18 protein-coding genes are annotated in these 19,368 nt (G+C 64.9%); 15 read left to right on the top strand and 3 right to left on the bottom strand.

Annotated elements, in window-relative coordinates; all coding sequences use genetic code 11:
• The 6 genes from AC1DS3_RS19720 to AC1DS3_RS19745 form a co-directional block, all read left to right on the top strand.
• The coding region (locus AC1DS3_RS19720) for an AMP-binding protein (protein ID WP_477127776.1) at positions 1-1,228 on the top strand (1,228 nt) is incomplete at its 5' end.
• A gap of 148 nt (positions 1,229-1,376) precedes the next feature.
• On the top strand, positions 1,377-2,615 hold the full coding sequence (locus AC1DS3_RS19725) for a branched-chain amino acid ABC transporter substrate-binding protein (RefSeq protein WP_441634831.1): 1,239 nt from the start codon (positions 1,377-1,379) through the stop codon (positions 2,613-2,615).
• 181 nt (positions 2,616-2,796) lie between these two features.
• Entirely contained in the window at positions 2,797-3,744 is a 948-nt protein-coding gene (locus tag AC1DS3_RS19730; RefSeq protein WP_441634833.1) for a branched-chain amino acid ABC transporter permease, read from the top strand.
• A 10-nt stretch (positions 3,745-3,754) separates the two neighbouring features.
• Positions 3,755-5,068 carry a branched-chain amino acid ABC transporter permease gene (locus tag AC1DS3_RS19735; RefSeq protein WP_441634835.1) on the top strand — a complete coding sequence of 438 codons (1,314 nt, stop codon included), beginning with the start codon at positions 3,755-3,757 and terminating at the stop codon, positions 5,066-5,068.
• Positions 5,065-5,838: an ABC transporter ATP-binding protein gene (locus AC1DS3_RS19740; protein WP_043346660.1), complete on the top strand. Its 774-nt coding sequence runs from the start codon at positions 5,065-5,067 to the stop codon at positions 5,836-5,838. The genes AC1DS3_RS19735 and AC1DS3_RS19740 overlap by 4 nt, the downstream gene beginning before the upstream one ends.
• Positions 5,838-6,551, top strand: coding sequence for an ABC transporter ATP-binding protein (locus AC1DS3_RS19745; protein WP_043346656.1), 714 nt, complete (start codon positions 5,838-5,840; stop codon positions 6,549-6,551). The genes AC1DS3_RS19740 and AC1DS3_RS19745 overlap by 1 nt, the downstream gene beginning before the upstream one ends.
• A gap of 75 nt (positions 6,552-6,626) precedes the next feature.
• Here AC1DS3_RS19745 and AC1DS3_RS19750 read toward each other — a convergent pair whose 3' ends face one another.
• Together AC1DS3_RS19750 and AC1DS3_RS19755 are read right to left on the bottom strand one after the other, a co-directional pair.
• The gene (locus AC1DS3_RS19750) at positions 6,627-8,000 is read right to left on the bottom strand and encodes an esterase-like activity of phytase family protein (RefSeq protein WP_477127777.1); all 1,374 of its coding nucleotides are present in this window, start codon (positions 7,998-8,000) and stop codon (positions 6,627-6,629) included.
• 185 nt (positions 8,001-8,185) lie between these two features.
• On the bottom strand, positions 8,186-8,320 hold the full coding sequence (locus AC1DS3_RS19755) for a hypothetical protein (RefSeq protein ID WP_441634840.1): 135 nt from the start codon (positions 8,318-8,320) through the stop codon (positions 8,186-8,188).
• Between the two features lie 51 nt (positions 8,321-8,371).
• Between AC1DS3_RS19755 and AC1DS3_RS19760 the strand changes: the two genes are divergently transcribed.
• From AC1DS3_RS19760 to AC1DS3_RS19795, 8 genes are all read left to right on the top strand, one after another.
• Positions 8,372-9,523 (top strand): RNA ligase RtcB family protein, encoded by a 1,152-nt coding sequence (locus AC1DS3_RS19760; RefSeq protein WP_441634842.1) that lies wholly within the window; start codon positions 8,372-8,374, stop codon positions 9,521-9,523.
• Positions 9,520-10,134, top strand: a complete 615-nt coding sequence (gene prfH, locus AC1DS3_RS19765) for a peptide chain release factor H (protein ID WP_441634844.1) — start codon at positions 9,520-9,522, stop codon at positions 10,132-10,134. Before AC1DS3_RS19760 ends, prfH begins: the two co-directional genes overlap by 4 nt.
• A 123-nt stretch (positions 10,135-10,257) precedes the next feature.
• Positions 10,258-10,899 carry a helix-turn-helix transcriptional regulator gene (locus tag AC1DS3_RS19770; protein ID WP_441634846.1) on the top strand — a complete coding sequence of 214 codons (642 nt, stop codon included), beginning with the start codon at positions 10,258-10,260 and terminating at the stop codon, positions 10,897-10,899.
• Positions 10,889-11,860, top strand: coding sequence for an ornithine cyclodeaminase family protein (locus tag AC1DS3_RS19775; RefSeq protein WP_441634848.1), 972 nt, complete (start codon positions 10,889-10,891; stop codon positions 11,858-11,860). The genes AC1DS3_RS19770 and AC1DS3_RS19775 overlap by 11 nt, the downstream gene beginning before the upstream one ends.
• Positions 11,861-11,888: 28 nt before the next feature.
• Positions 11,889-12,851, top strand: a complete 963-nt coding sequence (locus tag AC1DS3_RS19780) for a threo-3-hydroxy-L-aspartate ammonia-lyase (protein WP_477127778.1) — start codon at positions 11,889-11,891, stop codon at positions 12,849-12,851.
• Between the two features lie 434 nt (positions 12,852-13,285).
• Positions 13,286-14,611: a dicarboxylate/amino acid:cation symporter gene (locus tag AC1DS3_RS19785; protein ID WP_477127781.1), complete on the top strand. Its 1,326-nt coding sequence runs from the start codon at positions 13,286-13,288 to the stop codon at positions 14,609-14,611.
• Between the two features lie 115 nt (positions 14,612-14,726).
• Entirely contained in the window at positions 14,727-15,632 is a 906-nt protein-coding gene (locus tag AC1DS3_RS19790; RefSeq protein WP_477109468.1) for an amino acid ABC transporter substrate-binding protein, read from the top strand.
• A gap of 8 nt (positions 15,633-15,640) precedes the next feature.
• The gene (locus tag AC1DS3_RS19795; RefSeq protein ID WP_441634854.1) at positions 15,641-16,681 is read left to right on the top strand and encodes a threo-3-hydroxy-L-aspartate ammonia-lyase; all 1,041 of its coding nucleotides are present in this window, start codon (positions 15,641-15,643) and stop codon (positions 16,679-16,681) included.
• Here the strand turns inward: AC1DS3_RS19795 and AC1DS3_RS19800 are convergent.
• Positions 16,582-18,132, bottom strand: a complete 1,551-nt coding sequence (locus AC1DS3_RS19800; protein WP_477127779.1) for an amino acid permease — start codon at positions 18,130-18,132, stop codon at positions 16,582-16,584. The genes AC1DS3_RS19795 and AC1DS3_RS19800 overlap by 100 nt on opposite strands.
• 499 nt (positions 18,133-18,631) lie before the next feature.
• Between AC1DS3_RS19800 and AC1DS3_RS19805 the strand changes: the two genes are divergently transcribed.
• On the top strand, positions 18,632-19,368 hold a 737-nt coding region (locus tag AC1DS3_RS19805), incomplete at its 3' end, for an enoyl-CoA hydratase/isomerase family protein (RefSeq protein WP_477127780.1).

Consider the following 19,368-nt stretch of genomic DNA (forward strand, 5'->3'; position numbering starts at 1 on the left):
CTGCCCGGGCGTGAAGGGCTGGGTGATGATGAGCGACCGCTCGCACATGCCGGCGCAAGCCAAGGTGCCGCTGCTGTGCTACGAGGACCTGATCGACGCGCAGGACGGCAACTACACGTGGCCGCAGTTYGATGAGAACACGGCCTCCAGCCTGTGCTACACCTCAGGCACCACCGGCAACCCCAAGGGCGCGCTGTATTCGCATCGCTCCACCGTGCTGCACTCCTACGCATCGGCGCTGCCGGACGCGCTGGGCTGCTCGGCGCGCGACGTGATCCTGCCCGTGGTGCCGATGTTCCACGTCAACGCCTGGGGCCTGCCGTATTCGGTGCCGCTGGTGGGCGCCAAGCTGGTGCTGCCGGGCGCCAAGCTCGACGGCGCCTCGGTCTACGAGCTGTTCGAGAACGAGAAGGTGACCTTCTCGGCCGGCGTGCCCACGGTATGGCTGGGCCTGCTGCAGCATGTGCAGGCCAACAATCTCAAGTTCTCCACCTTTCATCGCACCGTGATCGGCGGCTCGGCGGCGCCGCCCGCCATGATCCGCGCGCTCAAGGCGCTCGGCGTGGAGACCATTCACGCCTGGGGCATGACGGAGATGTCCCCGCTGGGCACTTCCTGCAAGCTGCTGGCGCGCCACAACGACCTGCCGGAAGACGAGCAGCAGAAGATCCAGGAAAAACAGGGCCGCGTGATCTACGGCGTGGACATGAAGATCGTCGACGGTGACGGCAACGAGCTGCCCTGGGATGGCAAGGCGTTCGGCGACCTGCACGTGCGTGGCCCCTGGGTGATCGAGCACTACTACCGCAACGACGCGTCGCCGCTGGTGGATGGCTGGTTCCCCACGGGCGACGTGGCCACCATCGACCCCGACGGCTACATGCAGATCACCGACCGCAGCAAGGACGTGATCAAGTCCGGCGGCGAGTGGATCTCGTCGATCGATATCGAGAACGTGGCAGCCGCCCACCCGGCGGTGCATATGGCGGCCTGCATTTCCTGCTATCACCCCAAGTGGGACGAGCGCCCGCTGCTGGTGGTGATGAAGAAGCCCGGCGCCGAGGTGACGCGCGAGGAATTGCTGAAGTACTTCGAAGGCAAGGTCGCCAAATGGTGGATCCCCGACGACGTTGCCTTTGTCACCGAGATTCCGCTCACCGCTACCGGCAAGATGCAGAAACTCAAGCTGCGCGAGCAGTTCAAGGACTACCGCCTGCCGGCGGCCTGACCCCAAGGCGGCCATAGAGCCGCCAATGCTTGCCGGGCGTTGATGCCGGCGATTGCAGGACAGGTTTGCGGCGCGCGCGGTCTTGGGAGAGAGCGCCACCGCGAATCGGGATCAACCACAGCCAACAATAAGACTGAAGGAGACAAGCATGATCAGATTGCGTCCGCTCGTGGCCGCCACGGCCATTTTCGCGGCAATGGGTTCCGGGGTCGCGGCTGCCGATACGGTGAAGATCGCCTTTATCGACCCGCTGTCCGGCCTGATGGCGCCGGTGGGGCAGAACCAGCTGAAGAGCTGGCAGTTCGTCGCGGACATCGCCAACCAAAAGAACTGGGGGGGCGGGAACAAGTTCGAAGTGGTTGGCTTTGACAACAAGCTCTCGCCGCAGGAAAGCCTGACCATCCTCAAGCAGGCGGTGGACCAGGGCATCCGCTATATCGTGCAGGGCAACGGCTCCTCCGTGGGCCTGGCGCTGGAAGACGCGGTGGCCAAGCACAATGAGCGCAATCCGGGCAAGGAGATCATCTACCTGAACTACGCCGCGGTGGACCCGGACATGACCAACGGCAAGTGCAACTACTGGCACTTCCGCCTGGACGCCAACTCCGACATGAAGATGGAGGCGCTGACCACTTACCTGGCCAAGGATCCCGGCGTCAAGAAGGTCTACCTGATCAACCAGAACTACTCCTTCGGCCACCAGGTGGCGCGCGCCGCCAAGGACTACCTGAAACGCAAGCGCCCGGACATCCAGATCGTCGGCGAAGACCTGCACCCGCTGGCACAGGTCAAGGACTTCGCCCCTTATGCGGCCAAGATCAAGGCCTCCGGGGCCGACACGGTGATCACCGGCAACTGGGGTAGCGACCTCGCGCTGCTGATCAAGGCCGGCAAGGACGCGGGCCTGACCACCAACTACTACACCTACTACGCCGGCACCACCGGCGTGCCGACCGCCATGGGTGCGTCGGAAGCCGGGCACGTCAAGTACGTCGGCTACTACAACCCCAACAACAAGGGCTTCAAGGGCGGCGATGTCATCGAAGGCTTCAAGAAGAAGTACAACGATGACTTCTACGTGATGGCCGCGTACACCGGCATCGCCATGCTGGGCAAGGCGTTCACGGACGTCAAGTCGACGGATCCGGTCAAGGTGGCCAAGGCACTCGAAGGCATCAAGGCCGAAAGCCTGAACGGCACGGTGGAGATGCGCGGCTCGGATCACCAGGCCCAGCAATCGCTGGTGGTGGCTACCTGGACCAAGGTTGACGGCAAGGAGGTCAAGTTCGATCAGGAAAACACCGGCTTTGGCTGGAAGACCGATGCGCTGATGGACCAGTACGTGGCAGCGCAGCCGACTTCCTGCCAGATGAAGCGCCCGGGCTGAGCCCGCGCGCGGCGGATGGCGCGGCCAGTTCCGGCGCGCCACCCGATCCTGCATACTTCGGTCGACCCGGCGCGGCGCATGCCGCTTTCGGGTGGGCGGCGCTCACCCGCGCGCGCCCGTTCTACGGCCGGCCGATCGGTGGCCGCCAACTGGCCACGTGCATCAGAATGAAGGATAAGTTGTGGAATTCTTCGTCATTTCCCTATTGAATGGCGTCAGCTACGGGCTGCTGCTGTTCATGCTCTCTTCCGGGCTTACGCTGATCTTCAGCATGATGGGCGTGCTGAACTTCGCGCACGCCAGCTTCTACATGCTGGGCGCGTACTTTGCCTACACCATTGCCAGCAAGATCGGTTTCTGGCCCGCGCTGATCTTCGCGCCGCTGCTGGTGGCCGGCGCTGGCGCGCTGGTGGAGCGCTTCGGGCTGCGCACCGTGCACAAGTACGGGCACGTGGCGGAACTGCTGTTCACCTTCGGCCTGGCTTACCTGATCGAGGAAGGCGTGAAGCTGGTATGGGGCCTTGCCGCCGTACCCTACCGCATCCCGGCAGAGCTGGACGGGCCGCTGTTTACCATATTCACCTCCTCGTTCCCCAAGTACCGCGCCTTCATGATGGTGGTGTCGCTGGCCATGCTGGTGGCGATCTACCTGGTGCTCACCCGCACCCGTATCGGGCTGGTGATCCAGGCCGCGCTGACACATCCGGAAATGGTCGAGGCGCTTGGCCATAATGTGCCGCGCGTGTTCATGATGGTGTTCGGTGGTGGCGCCGCGCTGGCGGGGCTGGCCGGCGTGATCGGCGGCAATGCCTTTATCACCGAGCCGTCGATGGCGGCGGCGGTGGGGTCGATCATCTTCGTGGTGGCGGTGGTGGGCGGCATGGGGTCTTTAGTGGGGGCGTTCATTGCCTCGCTGCTGATTGGCGTGCTGCAAACCTTTGCCGTCACGCTTGACGCCTCGCTGGCTGGCCTGCTGGGCTCGATCGGCCTGCAGGTTACCGACAGCACGCCGCTGTCTTCGCTATGGAAGCTCACGGTGGCGCAGGTTGCCCCGGTACTGCCGTATCTGTTGCTGGTGGTGATGCTGATCTTCCGCCCGCGTGGTTTGATGGGCACGAGGGAGGGTTGATAGCATGAGCATGGAGACGACAATGCAACAACGCCGCGAGACGGTTGCGACCGGCCGCACCATGCGCTACCGCCCGATGAACCTGGCACGCTGGGCGATCTGGGGCCTGACCGCGGCCCTGATGCTGGTGATGCCGCTGTTCTTCACCGGCGGGTTCGCTATCACGCTGATGTCCCAGATGGGCATCATGATTATCTTCGCGCTGTCCTACAACATGCTGCTCGGGCAGACCGGCATGTTGTCGTTCGGCCATGCGGTGTACGCGGGCCTGGGCGCCTTCATCGCCATCCACGTGCTCAATATGGTGGGGGCGGGCAAGGTATGGCTGCCAGTCTCGCTGCTGCCGGTGGTGGGCGGCCTGGCCGGCGCCTTCTTCGGCGTGCTGTTCGGCTACGTCACCACCAAGAAGTCCGGCACCACCTTTGCGATGATCACCATGGGCATCGGGGAGATGGTATTTGCCAGCTCGCTGATGTTCCCGGATTTCTTTGGGGGCGAGGGTGGCATCTCCACTAACCGCATGGTGGGCGATCCCGTGTTCGGCATCACCTATGGGCCCGGGCGCCAGGTGTATTACCTGATCGCGGTGTGGTGCCTGCTGTCCATGGTGGCCATGTACGCCTGGACCCAGACGCCGCTTGGCCGCATTGCCAACGCGGTGCGCGACAACCCGGAGCGGGTGGAATTCATCGGCTACAACACGCAGCGCGTGCGCTACCTGGTACTGATCCTGTCGGCGTTCTTCGCCGGCATCTCGGGCGCGCTGTCGGCCATCAACTTCGAGATCGTGTCGGCCGAGAACGTCAGTGCGGTGCGCTCCGGCGGGGTGCTGCTGGCGGCCTTCATCGGCGGCGCGGGCGTGTTCTTCGGCCCGGTGATCGGGGCGGTGGTGTTCATCCTGTTCGCGGTCGCGCTGTCGGACCTGACCAAGGCCTGGCTGCTTTACCTTGGCCTGTTCTTCGTGCTGATGGTCATGTTCGTGCCGGGCGGCATCGCCAGCTTGCTGATGATGCAGGTGCCGCTGCTCGCGCGCGGCAAACTGCGCGCCATGTTGCCCGACTACGGCCGCGCCGCGGCTGCCGGGCTGGTGCTGCTCGCCGCGGTGATCCTCACCGTGGAGCTGGTCTACAAGGTGCAGGTGGATAGCGCCAACGGCACCGAGATGTCGCTGTTGCGCATTGGCTTCGACGCCGCGACGGTGAAGCCGTGGCTGGTAGCCGCAGCGTTGTGGGTGGCCGGCCTGCTGGCTTGCCGCGCTGCGCGCGCGCGGGTGCGCGCCACGTGGGACAAGGTACAGGCCGAAATGGCGGGAGGCACGGCATGAGCGCCGCACTGGAACTGAACGACGTACGCAAGAAATTCGGCCAGACCGAGATCATCCGGGGCGTCAACCTGAGCATCCCCAAGGGCGAGCGGCATGCGCTGATCGGCCCCAACGGCGCCGGTAAATCGACCACCTTCAACCTGATCTCGGGGCGCTTCGCGCCAAGCTCTGGCACGGTCAGGCTGAATGGCCAGGAGATCGGCGGGCTGCAGCCTTTCGTGATCAACCGCATGGGGCTGTCGCGCAGCTTCCAGATCACCAATATCTTTCACCGCTTGTCGGTGTTCGAGAACCTGCGCTGCGCGGTGCTCTGGTCATTGGGCTACAAGTATTCGTTCTGGCATCGCCTGTCCGAGCTGCGCGACGCGCGCGAGCGGGCGGACGAAGTGCTGGAGCTGATCGGCCTGCAGCACCGCCACAGCACGCAGGCCAGCCTGCTGACCTATGCGGAACAGCGCGCGCTGGAGATCGGCATCACGATCGCTGGCGGCGCCGAGGTGATCCTGCTGGACGAGCCTACGGCCGGCATGAGCCGCTCGGAGTCCGATCATGCGGTGGAACTGATCCGCCGCGTCACCGTGGGCAAGACCCTGGTGATGGTGGAGCACGACATGAGCGTGGTGTTCGGGCTGGCCGACCGGATCTCGGTGCTGGTCTACGGCGAGGTCATCGCCACCGACACGCCCGAGGCCATCCGCGCCAACCGCAAGGTCAAGGAAGCCTACCTGGGCACGACCCTGGACGAACCTGCTACTGAGGGAGCGCACTGATGGGCAAGCGCATGCTGGACGTGCAGGGCCTGCACGCCTACTACGGCAAGAGCCATATCCTCCACGGCGTCGACGCGCATATCGACGAAGGCGAGATCGTCGCGCTGCTGGGCCGCAACGGGGTAGGGCGCTCGACCATGGCCAAGGCCATCCTCGGCATGGTCAAGGCGGAGGGCTCGGTGCGCTTTCGCGACGAAGAGATCCTCGGGCGGCGCACCTTCGAGATCGCCCACCTGGGCGTGGGCTACGTGCCGGAGAACCGCGATATCTTTCCCACGCTCACGGTGCGCCAGAACCTGCAGCTCGGGGAAAAGCGCAATCCGCGCCAGTCCAAGCCCCGCTGGACGGTGCAGGACATGTACAACATGTTCCCGCGCCTGAAGGAGCGCGAGAATACGTCCGCCGGCGTGCTCTCCGGCGGCGAGCAGCAGATGCTCACGCTATGCCGCACCCTGATGGGCGACCCCGACCTGGTACTGATCGACGAGCCTACTGAAGGGCTGGCTCCGATGATCGTCGCGCTGGTGGGCGACTACCTGAAGGTCCTGAAGGAGCGCGGCGTGTCGGTGCTGCTGATCGAGCAGAAACTGGCCATTGCGCTGGATATTTCACAGCGGGTCTATGTGATGGGGCACGGGCACATCGTGTTCGAAGGTACGCCCGGGGACCTGAAGGCCAATGCCGCCATTCGCAAGGAATGGCTGGAGGTGTAGGCAGGATGGGTGTCCTCGCGAGTCCGGGGACACCCATTCATGCCGGCTCACGCGCCGGCACTGCCATGAAGCCGATTACTTCGCCTTCAGGAACTCACCGACCTCAAGCAGCACCAGTTCATTGTCGTCGGCCTTGTTAGGCTCGCGGCTGCTGGAGAAGGGCAGGTTGTTGTCGTTGCCGACCACGATATGGGTGGGGTCGACCACATCCACGTTCTCGATGGTGAAAAACGGGAACTTGAGCACGCCTTCGTTGAGCGGCTTGCGGGCCAGCTTGTCGGGGTCGGCGATATTGAGCAGGTCGATGTAGCCGATCTTGCGCACCGGGCCGCCCGCATTGGCGTCGCTCAGTTCGATCTTGTAGATGCGCTTGAACTTGGCGATATCCGAGAAGCAGTCGTTGCGCTTCTGGCCTTCGGGGCAGGCTTTGTCGGCCGTGCCTTCGTCGTTGTCGCGCTCGATGATGAGGCCGGTGCTGGCGTCGATCATGTTGAAGTCGCCGATGGCGTTGCCATTGGCCTCGAGCGGGTACTTCCACGAGCGGCCCGTCCACTTGCCGGCCTGGGTGTCGAACTCCAGCACCCGCAGGGCTTCCTTGCCGCCGATACGTTCAAAATCCTTGGCTTCGKCGTTCCACACGGGGCCTTCCAGCAGCGCGTAGAGCTTGCTGCCGTCCGGTGACGAGGCCATGCCTTCGAAGCCCTTGGAGCGCTTGACCTGGAAGTCCACCGCGCCGCCCGGCATGCCCGGCGTGGTCACGGCGGGATGGTCCGGCGAGCGGACGACCTTGCCGTCGACCAGCGTGTCGTACACAGCCAGCACCTTGCCTTGCAGGTCGGCCTTGATCAGGAAGGGCCCGAACTCGTCGCCAATCCACAGCGCGCCGCCGGCGAACTGGAAGCTTTCCGTGTCGAAGTCCGAACCGGTCAGGTAGCGTTGCTTGGTGCCTTCGTGGACGACGCGGAAGGGCACCTTCTTGTCCGGATCGTGCAGGAACACAGTGCCCAGGCGATGGAGCTTGCCGCTCTTGAAGTCCACCTTGTAGTGATTCAGGTAGAGCATGAAGTCCGGCGAGTTGGCCTTGCTGCCGGCGCCGTTGTCGGTCAGCACCCAGAAGCTGCCGTCCGCCATGTGCTTGATGCCGGAATGGCCTTGCAGCGGCTGGCCCTTGAAGGGCAGCGAGACGCCTGTCGGCCGGTTGTTCGACTGGCCTTCCACCGCGCTGATCTTTTCCACGCGCGCGCCGGTGGTGAACTTGCCGCTCTCCTGCAGGTCCTGCGGCGCGTCCTTGGGCGCGGCGATATAGCTCTGCGCGGGCAGGATGGCGTGGCCGGCGAGGGTGGCGGGGTAGGCGGCAGGGGCCGTGGCCTGGGCCGCGACGGGCAAAGCCCAGGCCGCAGCGGTGACGGCGATAACGGCAATGACGGTCGCGGACGGGAGGATGCGCATGTCGAAGAAGAATGGTGTCGAAAGACCGCTACGATGCATGGGCCACGTGACGGTGGCGTGATGAAGGCGTGACGCTGGCGTGACAGATAAGTGTCTCGGCCTGACAACAGCCGCACGAACCGCACGCACTGATCTGATCGTCGACATTGCCAGATCACGCCATTGCGCATTACGATCGTTTCCCTTCATTCATCAACCGCACTGCAAAGGAGAGCACACCATGAAAACGTCGATGCATCTTTGCAGGCCGCGCCAGGTTTAATCGTTCCGCCCCGCAGGCGCATTGCCAGATTGGCATCGCGCTGCGCGGTGAGTTGCATTGCCCGGCTCCGGCCTGCCACATCAGATTCTTTCTCTTATCTGGATGGTATATGGGCAATTGCATCAAGCATCTGTCCGAGCGCGTATCGCTGATCGCGTCGGACCACACCTGGATCGAAGGCAACGCGATCCAACAACTTCATCACACCGCTAGTCTCGCCGGCATGGAGCGGGTCGCCGGCATGCCGGACTTGCATCCTGGCCGGGGATATCCGGTAGGCGCGGCCTTTTTCTCCAGCGGCCGGCTTTATCCTGCGCTGGTCGGCAATGACATCGGCTGCGGCATGGCGCTGTGGCGCACGGAGCTGGACGCGACCAGGATCGGCGCGGACCAGCTGGAGAAGCGGCTCGGCAACATCGATGGGCCGCTCGACGCGTCATGGGCCGAGGCCGTGGCGCAGGTCGTGGCCAGCCAGTCGCTTCAGGGCGTGGGCCACGAGCACGCCCTGGGCACGATCGGCGGGGGCAATCACTTTGCCGAAGTGCAGCAGATCGACGAGATTCTCGACGAAGCCGCGGTGGCGGCGCTCGGGCTGGACCGCCGCCGGCTGGTGCTGCTGGTGCACAGCGGCTCGCGCGGGCTTGGCCAGGCGATCCTGCAAGACCATATCGAGCGCTTCAGCCACAATGGCTTGAGCGGCGGCAGCCAGGATGGCGCCGACTATCTGGCCCGGCACGCACAGGCGCTGCGTTTCGCGCAGGGCAACCGCGAGCTGGTCGCGCGCCGCATGCTGGACCGGCTGCGTGGCGGCGGCGAGCGGGTGCTCGACGTCAACCACAACTTCCTGGCGGCGGCCACGATCGACGGCACCGCCGGCTGGCTGCACCGCAAGGGCGCCACGCCGGCCGACGCCGGGCCGGTGGTAATCCCGGGCTCGCGGGGGGACTACAGCTACCTGGTCGAGCCGGTAGCCGATGCGCGCAGCTTGCTGTCGCTGGCGCACGGCGCGGGCCGAAAATGGATGCGCGGCGAGTGCAAGAGCCGCTTGTCGGGGCGCTTTACCGTCGAGCAACTAAGCCGGACGCGCTTTGACAGCCGCGTGATCTGCCGCGACCGGCAGTTGATCTATGAGGAGGCGCCGCAAGCCTACAAGCCCATCGACAGCGTGGTGGCGGCGCTTTGCGACGCGGGCCTGGCAAGGCCGCTGGCGCGCCTGCGCCCCGTGCTCACGTACAAGACCAGCGGGGAGTGCTGCCGATGATCCTGCTACAACTTTCCGCGGCGCAAGGGCCATCCGAATGCTGCCTGGCAGTCAGCCGGGCGCTCCGGCGCCTGCTGCACGAGGCAACGCTTTGCGGCGTGCAGATCGAGATCCTCGACGAAGAGGGTGGCGAGCGCGCGGGCACCCTGCGCTCGGTGCTGGTGAGCCTGGACGGCGAGCCGGCGCCGGACCTGGCGCGCCAGTGGGAGGGCACTGTGCAATGGACTTGCCCGAGCCCTTACCGGCCCCGGCATGCGCGCAAGAACTGGTTTATTGGCGTGGCGCGTTGCGCTGCGCCGTCGCCAGCCCTGGCGGGCGAGATCCGCTTTGAGACCTGCCGGGCCTCGGGGCCAGGCGGGCAGCACGTGAACCGTACCGAGTCGGCCGTGCGCGCCATCCATGTGGCTACCGGCATCAGCGTCAGGGTGCAGTCCGAGCGCAGCCAGCATGCCAACAAGCGCATTGCCACGTTGCTGATCGCGCATAAGCTGGCGCAGCAGGCGGACCAGAGCGTACTCGCCCAACGCGCCCAGCGGCGCTTGCTGCACCATCAGGTGGAGCGCGGCGCGCCGGTGCGGGTATTCAAGGGGGAGCGCTTCGAGCCRGCCTGAGGCAAGTCCAAGAGGCAAGGCAAGGCCACGACGCGGCGCCCGCGCGCGAGGGGCGGGGGCGCCGCGCGCCCAGCCCGATGCCGCGATATTGACAAAATATCCATATCTGGATAACCTGTCTACATGAAAAAACGCACCCCAGAACGCACGCTCGAGCAGCAAGCGCTGCTCGAGCAACTCAAGCAGGTGGCCCAAGGGTTGAGCGAAACCTTCGCGCCCTTTTGCGAGGTGGTTGTTCACGATCTGCTGGACCCCAAGCACGCCATTCTCGCCATCCATAACAATCTGTCGGGCCGTCAGGTGGGAGACCCGGCAACCGAGCTGGGCCTTGCCCGGATCGCCGACCCTGAGTATCCGCAGGTGATTGCCAATTATGCGAATCAGTTCGCCGACGGGCGGCAGGCCAAGAGCACGTCGATCGGCATCAAGGATTCGACCGGGGGCTATGTGGCAGCCCTGTGCATGAACGTCGACCTGACGCTGTTCCGCAGCTTGCAGAACGTGCTGGGCCAGTTCGGCAGCGTGGACGCGGGCGCGGCCATGAAGGAATCGCTCGACCCGGCCGGTGCGGATGCCATCCGGGCCCGCATCGACCAGTTTGCCGCGCGGCTGGCCACCACGCCGCGATCCCTCAAGGCCGAAGACAGGCGTGCGTTGCTGCGCGAACTCAAGGAGGCGGGATTCATGGAGGTGCGCCGCGCCATGGAAATCGTGGCGCTGCATCTCGGCGTGTCGCGGGCTACGGTGTATAGCTATGCCAAGTGAAGCGCGCTTGCTCCTGCTCGACAAGAACCAGGTCGAGTCACTGCTGCAGCCGGCAGATGCCATGGAGGCGGTGAGCGAAGCCTTTGCCCTGCATAGCCAGGGCGAGGGCCGTGTCTTTCCGCTGGTTAGGGAGCCGCTGGCGACCGGTGGCGTGTTCGGCATCAAGTCCGGCGACGTCCAGTCGCAAGGCCTGCTGGGTTTCAAGGCGGCCGGATTCTGGCCGGCCAACCGCGAGGTGGGCGGCGAGCCGCATCAGGCCACGATCATGCTGATCGATCCGGCAACCGGGCGGCCAGTGTGCATGATCGATGGCAATGCCGTCACCACGATGCGCACCGGTGCCGCCGGCGGCCTGGGGCTTCAGTGGCTGGCGCGCCGGGACAGCGAGCGCCTGTGCCTGTTCGGCACTGGCGTGCAGGCGCGGATTCAGTTGACCTTCGCCCTTGCGCTGCTGCCCTCGCTCAAGCAGGTTCAATACGTTACGGTGACGGGCCAGCCCGACGCTGCGTTCGAGCGTGCCTTTGCCGAGCGCTGTGAGATCTCCCATGCCCCTGATCGCAATGCGGCGGTGGCGGGCAGCGACGTAGTGATCACCGCTACGCCTGGCGGCGGCGCGCTGTTCGACCTGCAAGCCGTGCAGCCAGGAACGCACCTGAACTGCGTGGGCGCAGACACCCGCGGCAAGCGCGAATTGCCCGACGGCCTGCTGGCGCGCGCGCGGCTGTTCGTCGACGATCGGGCCCAGGCCCGGCAGATCGGCGAGACGCAGTGGGCGCCGGACACGCCGTGCACGGAAATCGGCGACGTGCTGGGCGGCAAGGTGCAAGTGGAGCGCCACGACACCGACATCACCATCTTCGATATGACAGGCCTGGCGCTGCAGGACCTGACGGTGGCTCGCCTGCTCCAGCGGCGAGCCGCCGCCGCGCAAGCTGGCACCAGCATTCACTGGCCCTGGTAGCCTTTTTACTCAAACGAGACTTACGATCATGCTGAATCTACCGACCTTTGATGATGTGTCAGCCGCCGCCGGGCGGCTTGAGGGCTACGCGCACCGCACCCCCGTCATGCGCTCGCGCACCGCGGACAAGGAGGTGGGCGCGGAGCTCTTCTTCAAGTGCGAGAACCTGCAGCGCATGGGCGCCTTCAAGTTTCGTGGCGCCTTCAATGCGGTCTCGAAGTTCGACGAGCGCCAGAGGCGGGCGGGGGTGGTGGCTTACTCGTCGGGCAATCACGCGCAAGGCATTGCGCTGGCGGCGTCAATTCTCGGCATCCCCGCAACGATCGTGATGCCCCATGATGCGCCGGCTGCCAAKGTGGCCGCGACCCGGGGCTACGGCGCCAAGGTGGTCATTTATGACCGCTATACGGAAGATCGCGAGGCCATTGGCCGCAAGCTGGCCGAGGAACATGGCCTGACCCTGATCCCGCCGTATGACCACCCGGATGTCATCGCCGGGCAGGGCACCGCGGCCAAGGAGTTGTTCGAGGAAACCGGCGAGCTGGATGCCCTGTTCGTCTGCCTTGGCGGCGGCGGGCTGCTCTCCGGTTCCGCGCTGTCCGCGCGCGCGCTGGCTCCGCATTGCAAGATCTACGGCGTGGAGCCTGCCGCCGGCAACGACGGCCAGCAGTCGTTCCGCACTGGCTCGATCGTGCATATCGAGACCCCCAAGACCATCGCCGACGGCGCGCAGACGCAGCACCTTGGCAACTACACGTTCGAGATCATTCGCCGCGATGTCGATGACATCGTTACCGCGACCGACGACGAACTGGTCGACTGCATGCGCTTCTTCGCGTCGCGCATGAAGCTGGTGGTGGAACCCACCGGCTGCCTCGGCTTTGCCGCCGTGCGTGCCATGAAGGCAGAACTGCAAGGCAAGCGCGTGGGTGTCATCATCAGCGGCGGGAACATCGATATCGACCGGTTCGCAGCGTTGCTTGCTGGCTGATTGGCCCGATTAGCGAGCGGGGCGGCTGGTGCGCATGGCACCGGCCGGCCATGCCGCGTGGCGCGGGTGACGTTGGCCCCGGCGGCATCACAGCCAGGAACAGATTCGACCACTCCTACCGATCATCATCCGTGCGAGCCTGTCCATCAGGCTGCGCGCGCGATGGCGTTTGCCTTCACCGGAAATTCCCCCCCCGGTATCGCCATTGCATGCCTGGCCTCGCTCAGGCCATCTCCTCCATGGCTTTGCTTTGCTGCCGTCGTCCGGCGGCACGCGCTTGCGTGCGCCTGCCGCCGGCGCTGCGCGCTCGGCTTGCCAAGACACTTCGGGTTTTCATCGTGTTGACGTTTTGTCTAGTGTTGGATAATCTGTCTTATCGGCATGGGCGGGATGCACTGCACGTCGATATTGGAAACTGGCCAGGAGGCGAAGCTTTGAAAACCACTAACAAACTTACCCGCTGGATCATGCTCAGCATGGTCCTGGGTGTCATCGTCGGCTATGCCTGTCACCGCATGGCGGCGGACGCGGCAGCTGCCAAGGCGATTGCCGGGAATTTCTCGATCATCACCGAGATCTTCCTGCGCATGATCAAGATGATCATCGCCCCGCTCGTATTCGCGACCCTGGTCTCGGGCATCGCGAGCATGGACGACACCAAGGCAATTGGCCGTATCGGCGCCAAGGCCTTGACATGGTTCATCCTCGCGTCACTTGTGTCGCTGAGCATCGGACTGCTGTTCGTGAACCTGGCGCAACCCGGTGTCAGCCTGAACATGGTTCTGCCGGACGCTGGCGCGAGCACGAACCTCAAGACCAGCGCGCTCAACTTGAAAGAGTTCGTCACGCATATTTTCCCCAAGAGCATCTTCGATGCCATGGCGACCAACGAGATCATGCAGATCCTGATCTTTTCGCTTTTCTTCGGCATTGCGCTGGGCAAGACGACCGGCGGCTMGGGCCAGTTCCTGAAGCGGTCCGTCGACGAACTGATGCACGTGATGCTGAGCATCACGAATACGGTGATGTTGTTCGCGCCGGTCGGCATCTTTGCGGCGCTTGCCGCTGCCGTCACCGTGCAGGGTCTTGACGTACTGGTGACCTATGGCAAGTTCATTGGCGCGTTCTATCTCGCTTTGCTGGCCCTGTGGGCAGTCCTCTTCATCGCGGGCTATGCGGTTCTCAAGGGACGCATGYTCGATCTGGCAAAGGGTATCCGCGAACCCATGATGATTGCCTTTTCCACCGCCAGCAGCGAGGCGGCTTACCCGAAGATGATCGAGCGGCTGCAGCGCTTCGGGGTGAAGAAGCGCCTGGTCGGCTTTGTCCTGCCGCTGGGCTATTCCTTCAACCTCGACGGCTCCATGGTGTATCAGGCGTTTGCGGCGGTCTTCATCGCGCAGGCCTTCGATATCCCTATGTCGCTCGGGCACCAGATCACCATGCTCTTGATCCTGATGGTCAGCAGCAAGGGCATGGCCGCGGTCCCGCGCGGCTCGCTGGTAGTGGTAGCCGCCATCTTGCCGATGTTCGGCTTGCCGGAGGCCGGCCTGTTGCTGGTGATGGGAATCGATCAGTTCCTGGATATGGGGCGCACGGCGACCAATGTCCTGGGCAATAGCATTGCCACTGCCGTCGTTGCCAAATGGGAAGGGGAGCTGGGGACCGAGGAAGCGTTCGACCCGCTTTGCGGTGATCTGGGCGCCGGTCACGGCGATTCGGTCGAGCAAGCGATACCTTCCCCGGCGACCCTGGCTTGATCGCACGGAAAAGCAATTTGCTTATGAGAATGCCGGGCATGCTCTTATAAGAAAGATATTGTTTCGCCGGGGCGGAGTGCGCAATACGCTTACGCACTTTGCCCGAGCACCTGCCATGTCCTTTCCTGTCTCATTCACAGCGCGCGCGTTCGCCGCGCTGACCGCCCTCGCTGCGTTGGCCAGCCTCCAGTCCGCGCGCGCCCAGAGTCCGATCCTGGAGCAGATCCGGGAATCCGGCACGATCGCGATGGGTTTTCGCGAGGGCGCGCTGCCGTTCTCTTTCTCCGATATCAAGGGCCAGCCTTCGGGCTACGCCGTGGACTTGTGCCTGCGCGTGGCCGAGGCCGCGCGCCAGAAGCTCGGCCTGAAGGACCTGAAGGTGCGCTGGCTGCCGCTGACGGCGCAGAGCCGCGTGCCGGCGGTAATGAACGGCCTGGTGACCGTGGACTGCGCGCCCAACACCAATACGGTCGAGCGCCAGAAGCAGGTGGCATTTAGCGTATCGCACTATGTGTCGGTGGTACGCATGCTGGTTCGCGAGGATTCCGGCATTCAATCCCTTAATGATCTGCGCGGCAAGGTCGTGGTCACCAGCGCGGGTTCCACCGGCGACCGTCACGTGCGCCGGCTCAAGACGCAGTACGCCTACAACGATGTGTACGCGAAGGACCATAACGAGTCCTTCCTGTTGCTGGAGACCGGCCGCGCCCAGGCCTTCGTGCTGGATGATGTGGTGCTGTACGGCCTGCGCGCCAATTCAAAGGCCCCGTCGCAATACACGGTCGTCGGGCCGGCGCTCTCCACCGAACGCAACGCGCTGATGCTGCCGAAATCCGATCCGGAATGGAAGCAGCTGGTCGACCAGACGTTGACCGCGGTCTTCGCCGGCCCGGAGGTGGTGGCATTGCAGAAGCGCTGGTTCCAGCAGCCGATCGGTACGCGCGGCGTCAACCTTGCGCTGACGCCATCGCCCGAGGTGCTGGCCGCGTGGAAGCGTCCCACCGACGAGGCGGCAGAGTGAATCGGCCGATGCGCGCCGCCCTGCCGACCTATGACGATGTGGTGGCCGCCGCCAACCGGCTGGCCGGGCACGCGTGGCGCACACCGGTGCTGCGTTCGCCCGCGATGGATGCCTGGGTCGGCGCCGAGCTGTTCTTCAAGTGCGAGAACCTGCAACGTACCGGCGCTTTCAAGTTTCGCGGCGCCTTCAATGCGCTGGCGCGCTTCGATGCCGGGCAGCGCCGCCGCGGCGCGGTCGCGTTCTCCGGCGGCAACCACGCGCAAGGCATTGCGCTTGCCGGGCAGGTGCTTGGCATTCCGGTGACGGTGGTGATGCCGCGCGACGCGGCGGCGTCCAAGGTGGAGGCGACCCGTGCTTATGGCGCGCAGGTGGTCCTGTACGACCGCCAGGTGGACGACCGCGAAGCGATCACGCGGCGCCTGTCGGAAGAGCGCGGGCTGACCCTGATCCCGCCCTACGACCATGCCGATGTCATTGCCGGGCAAGGCACGGTCACGCGCGAATTGCTGGAGGAAACCGGCCCGCTCGATGCCCTGTTCGTTTGCCAGGGGGGCGGGGGGCTGCTCGGGGGCGCCGCCCTGGTGAAGGAACAGCTCTCGCCCGGCTGCCTGCTGTACGGCGTCGAGCCGCAGGCGGGCAATCATGGGCAGCAGTCGCTTCGCCGTGGCGACATCGTGCATATCGAGCCACCCGACACGATCGCCGACGGCGCGCGCGCCCAGCATCTCGGGGCGCTGACGTTCGGGCTGATCCGCCGCGGCGTGACCGACATCGTCGCCGTGCCGGACCACGCGCTGCGCGAATGCATGCGCATGTTCGCGCAGGCCATGAAGCTGGTGGTCGAGCCGACCGGCTGCCTTGGCCTTGCCGCCGCGCGCTATGCGGGGTTGCCGCTGCTGGGCAAGCGTGTTGGCATCATCATCAGCGGCGGCAATGTGGATCTGGCGCGTTATGCGGCATTGCTGTCGGCGGACGCGTGCCTTGGCAGTGAAGCTGCAGCCGGCCCTGCCTCGGTTGCCCGCTTGCAGTTGAACGGCATATCTTCGTAGTCGATCAGCCGCGTTTTCTTTACCAGCCGATAGCCAAGCCAGAGAACCAGGAACAGCGGCACGCCGATATACGTGCCGACAATCTCCAGCCAGCGCCCGCGCACGTCGGAGAAGGCCTGGTAGTTCTGGCCAAGCACGATCACCACGCACAGCACGATGGCAAAGATGGGGCCAAACGGGTAGAGCGGCGAGCGGTAGGCCAGGTCGGACGGCTTGTAGCCCTGGTGCACCAGCCCGCGGCGRAARCGGTAGTGGCTGATGGCAATACCAAGCCAGGCGATAAAGCCAGTCATGCCGGACGTGTTCAGCAGCCACAGGTAGACTGCCTTGTCGCCAAACAGCGAGCTGAGGAAGCACAGGGCGCCGACGGCGGCGGTGGCGCACAGCGCGACGTAGGGCACGCCGCTGGCGGACAGGCGCGCCAGCGCGCGCGGCGCCCGCCCGCTGACCGCCAGCCCGTAAAGGATCCGGGTGGAGGCGTACATGCTGGAGGTGCCGGCGGAGAGCAGGGCGGTCAGCACCACGGCATTCATCAGGCCGGCGGYGAAGGCCAGGCCGGCGTGGCGGAACACCAGCGCGAAGGGGCTCACCCCGATGTCGGTGACGTCGTTGCGCAGCAGGCTGGGGTCGGTATAGGGGATCAGCACGCCGATGATCAGGATCGCCAGCACGTAGAACAGCAAGATGCGCCAGAAGGTCTGGCGGATGGCGCGCGGGATGGTGCGTGCCGGGTCGGCGGCTTCGCCGGCGGCCACGCCGACCGTTTCCGTGCCCTGGAAGGAGAACCCGGCGATCATGGCCACGCCGAACATGGCGGGGATGCCGCCAACAAAGGGGGCATCGCCCAGCGTGAAGTTGTGCCAGCCGGACTGCGGGCCGCCCTGCATGATGCCGAAGATCATCATCAGGCCGGCAGCCAGGAAGATCAGGATCGTGGCCACCTTGATCAGCGCGAACCAGTACTYGGCCTCGCCGAAGCCGCGTACCGAAAAGGCATTGAGGCCAAACATCAGCAGCAGGAAGCCCGCGCTCCACACCACGCCGGAGACGTGCGGAAACCAGTACTGCATCACTAGCTGCGCCGCCGCCAGCTCCACGGCAATCGTGACCGCGAGGCTGAACCAGTAACTCCAGCCGAGCGCGAAGCCAAAGCCTTCTTCTACGTACAGCGCGCTGTAGGTGACGAAAGAGCCGGCCACGGGCATATGCACGGCGAGCTCGCCCAGGCTGGTCATCAGGCAGTACACCATCAGCCCGATCAGGCAGTACATCAGCAGTGCGCCACCGGGCCCCGCCTGGGAGATCGACGCGCCGGAGGCGACGAACAGCCCGGTGCCGACCGCACCGCCGATGGCGATCATGGTCAGGTGGCGGGCCTTGAGTTTGCGCTGCAGGTCGTCGTGCTCGACGATGGKGTGCTGGTGAGGATGGGGATGTGGATGGGAAGACATCAGGGTCACTGGAACTTCGGCGGACGGGGCCGCGGCTTCGGCACGGGCGACGCCTTGTGGGGCGCCCGTGCGGGCAAAGCGCGCGAGTTTACCGGGTTATCCGGGTAAATCCGAGGATTGCGGCGGTTTATGTCAGGAAAGTCGCCTACTGTGACTAGAGGTAATCCTCAAGGGCTGGGGAATGTGCCGCATGGGCCATGAGACTCCGGGCTTACCCTAGTTTTTTGGTGCCCTTTGCCAGCCTTTCGGCAGCCTGAATGCACGCGGGCGAGATCCGCCATGAACGAGGCGCATGGGAGTGCCAGCGAAGCCCCAAAATGAAATTGAACGACCGTGCTATTTTGTGTATGCTTGATCCGCTCGCGACAGGGCGGGCACGGGCCGAGGGCGGCAAGCACAGTGCTTCCCCGGTGGCCGGGCGGTGGTTTGGGGCCCCGCGGAAAAACATAATTCGAGAATTCGAATCCCGAGACAACTTCTAGTTACCAAAGGAACCAGCATGACAGCGCAGTATCAGGTTCAGGACGGCGTCGCCGTCATCACGCTCGACAATCCCCCCGTCAATGGCCTGGGTCTCAGCACCCGGCTTGGCATCGTCGAAGGCATGACCCGTGCGCTGGACGATGCGGCCGTCAAGGCCATCGTCATTACCGGCGCCGGCAAAGCCTTCTCGGGCGGCGCCGACATCCGTGAATTCAATACGCCCAAGGCCACCCAGGAGCCGACGCTGCACTCGGTGATCAAGGTCGTGGAAGGCTCGAGCAAGCCCGTCGTGGCGGCGATCCATTCCGTTGCCATGGGCGGTGGCCTGGAGCTGGCGCTGGGTTGTAACTACCGTGTGGCTTCGAAGGGAGCGCAGATCGCCCTGCCGGAAGTGAAGCTGGGCCTGCTGCCCGGCGCTGGCGGCACGCAGCGCCTGCCGCGTGTGATCGGCCTGGAAGCCGCCCTGAACATGATCGTGTCGGGCAACGCCATCCCCAGCGAAAAATTCGCAGGCACCAAGCTGTTCGACGAGATCGTCGACGGCGACGTGCTGCCCGCGGCCGTGGCGTTTGCCAAGACGGCGGCGGCCAACCCTGGCCCGTACCCCAAGGTGCGCGACCTGAAGGTCAAGCACGAGAACGCGGAAGGCTTTATCGCTTTCTCGCGCAATACCGTGGCAGCCGTCGCCAAGAAGATCAAGAAGACCGCCGTGGTATCGGGCGTGTGCGACGGCTTTATCGGCAACCGCATGAT

This window comes from Cupriavidus sp. 01L46, assembly GCF_056399905.1.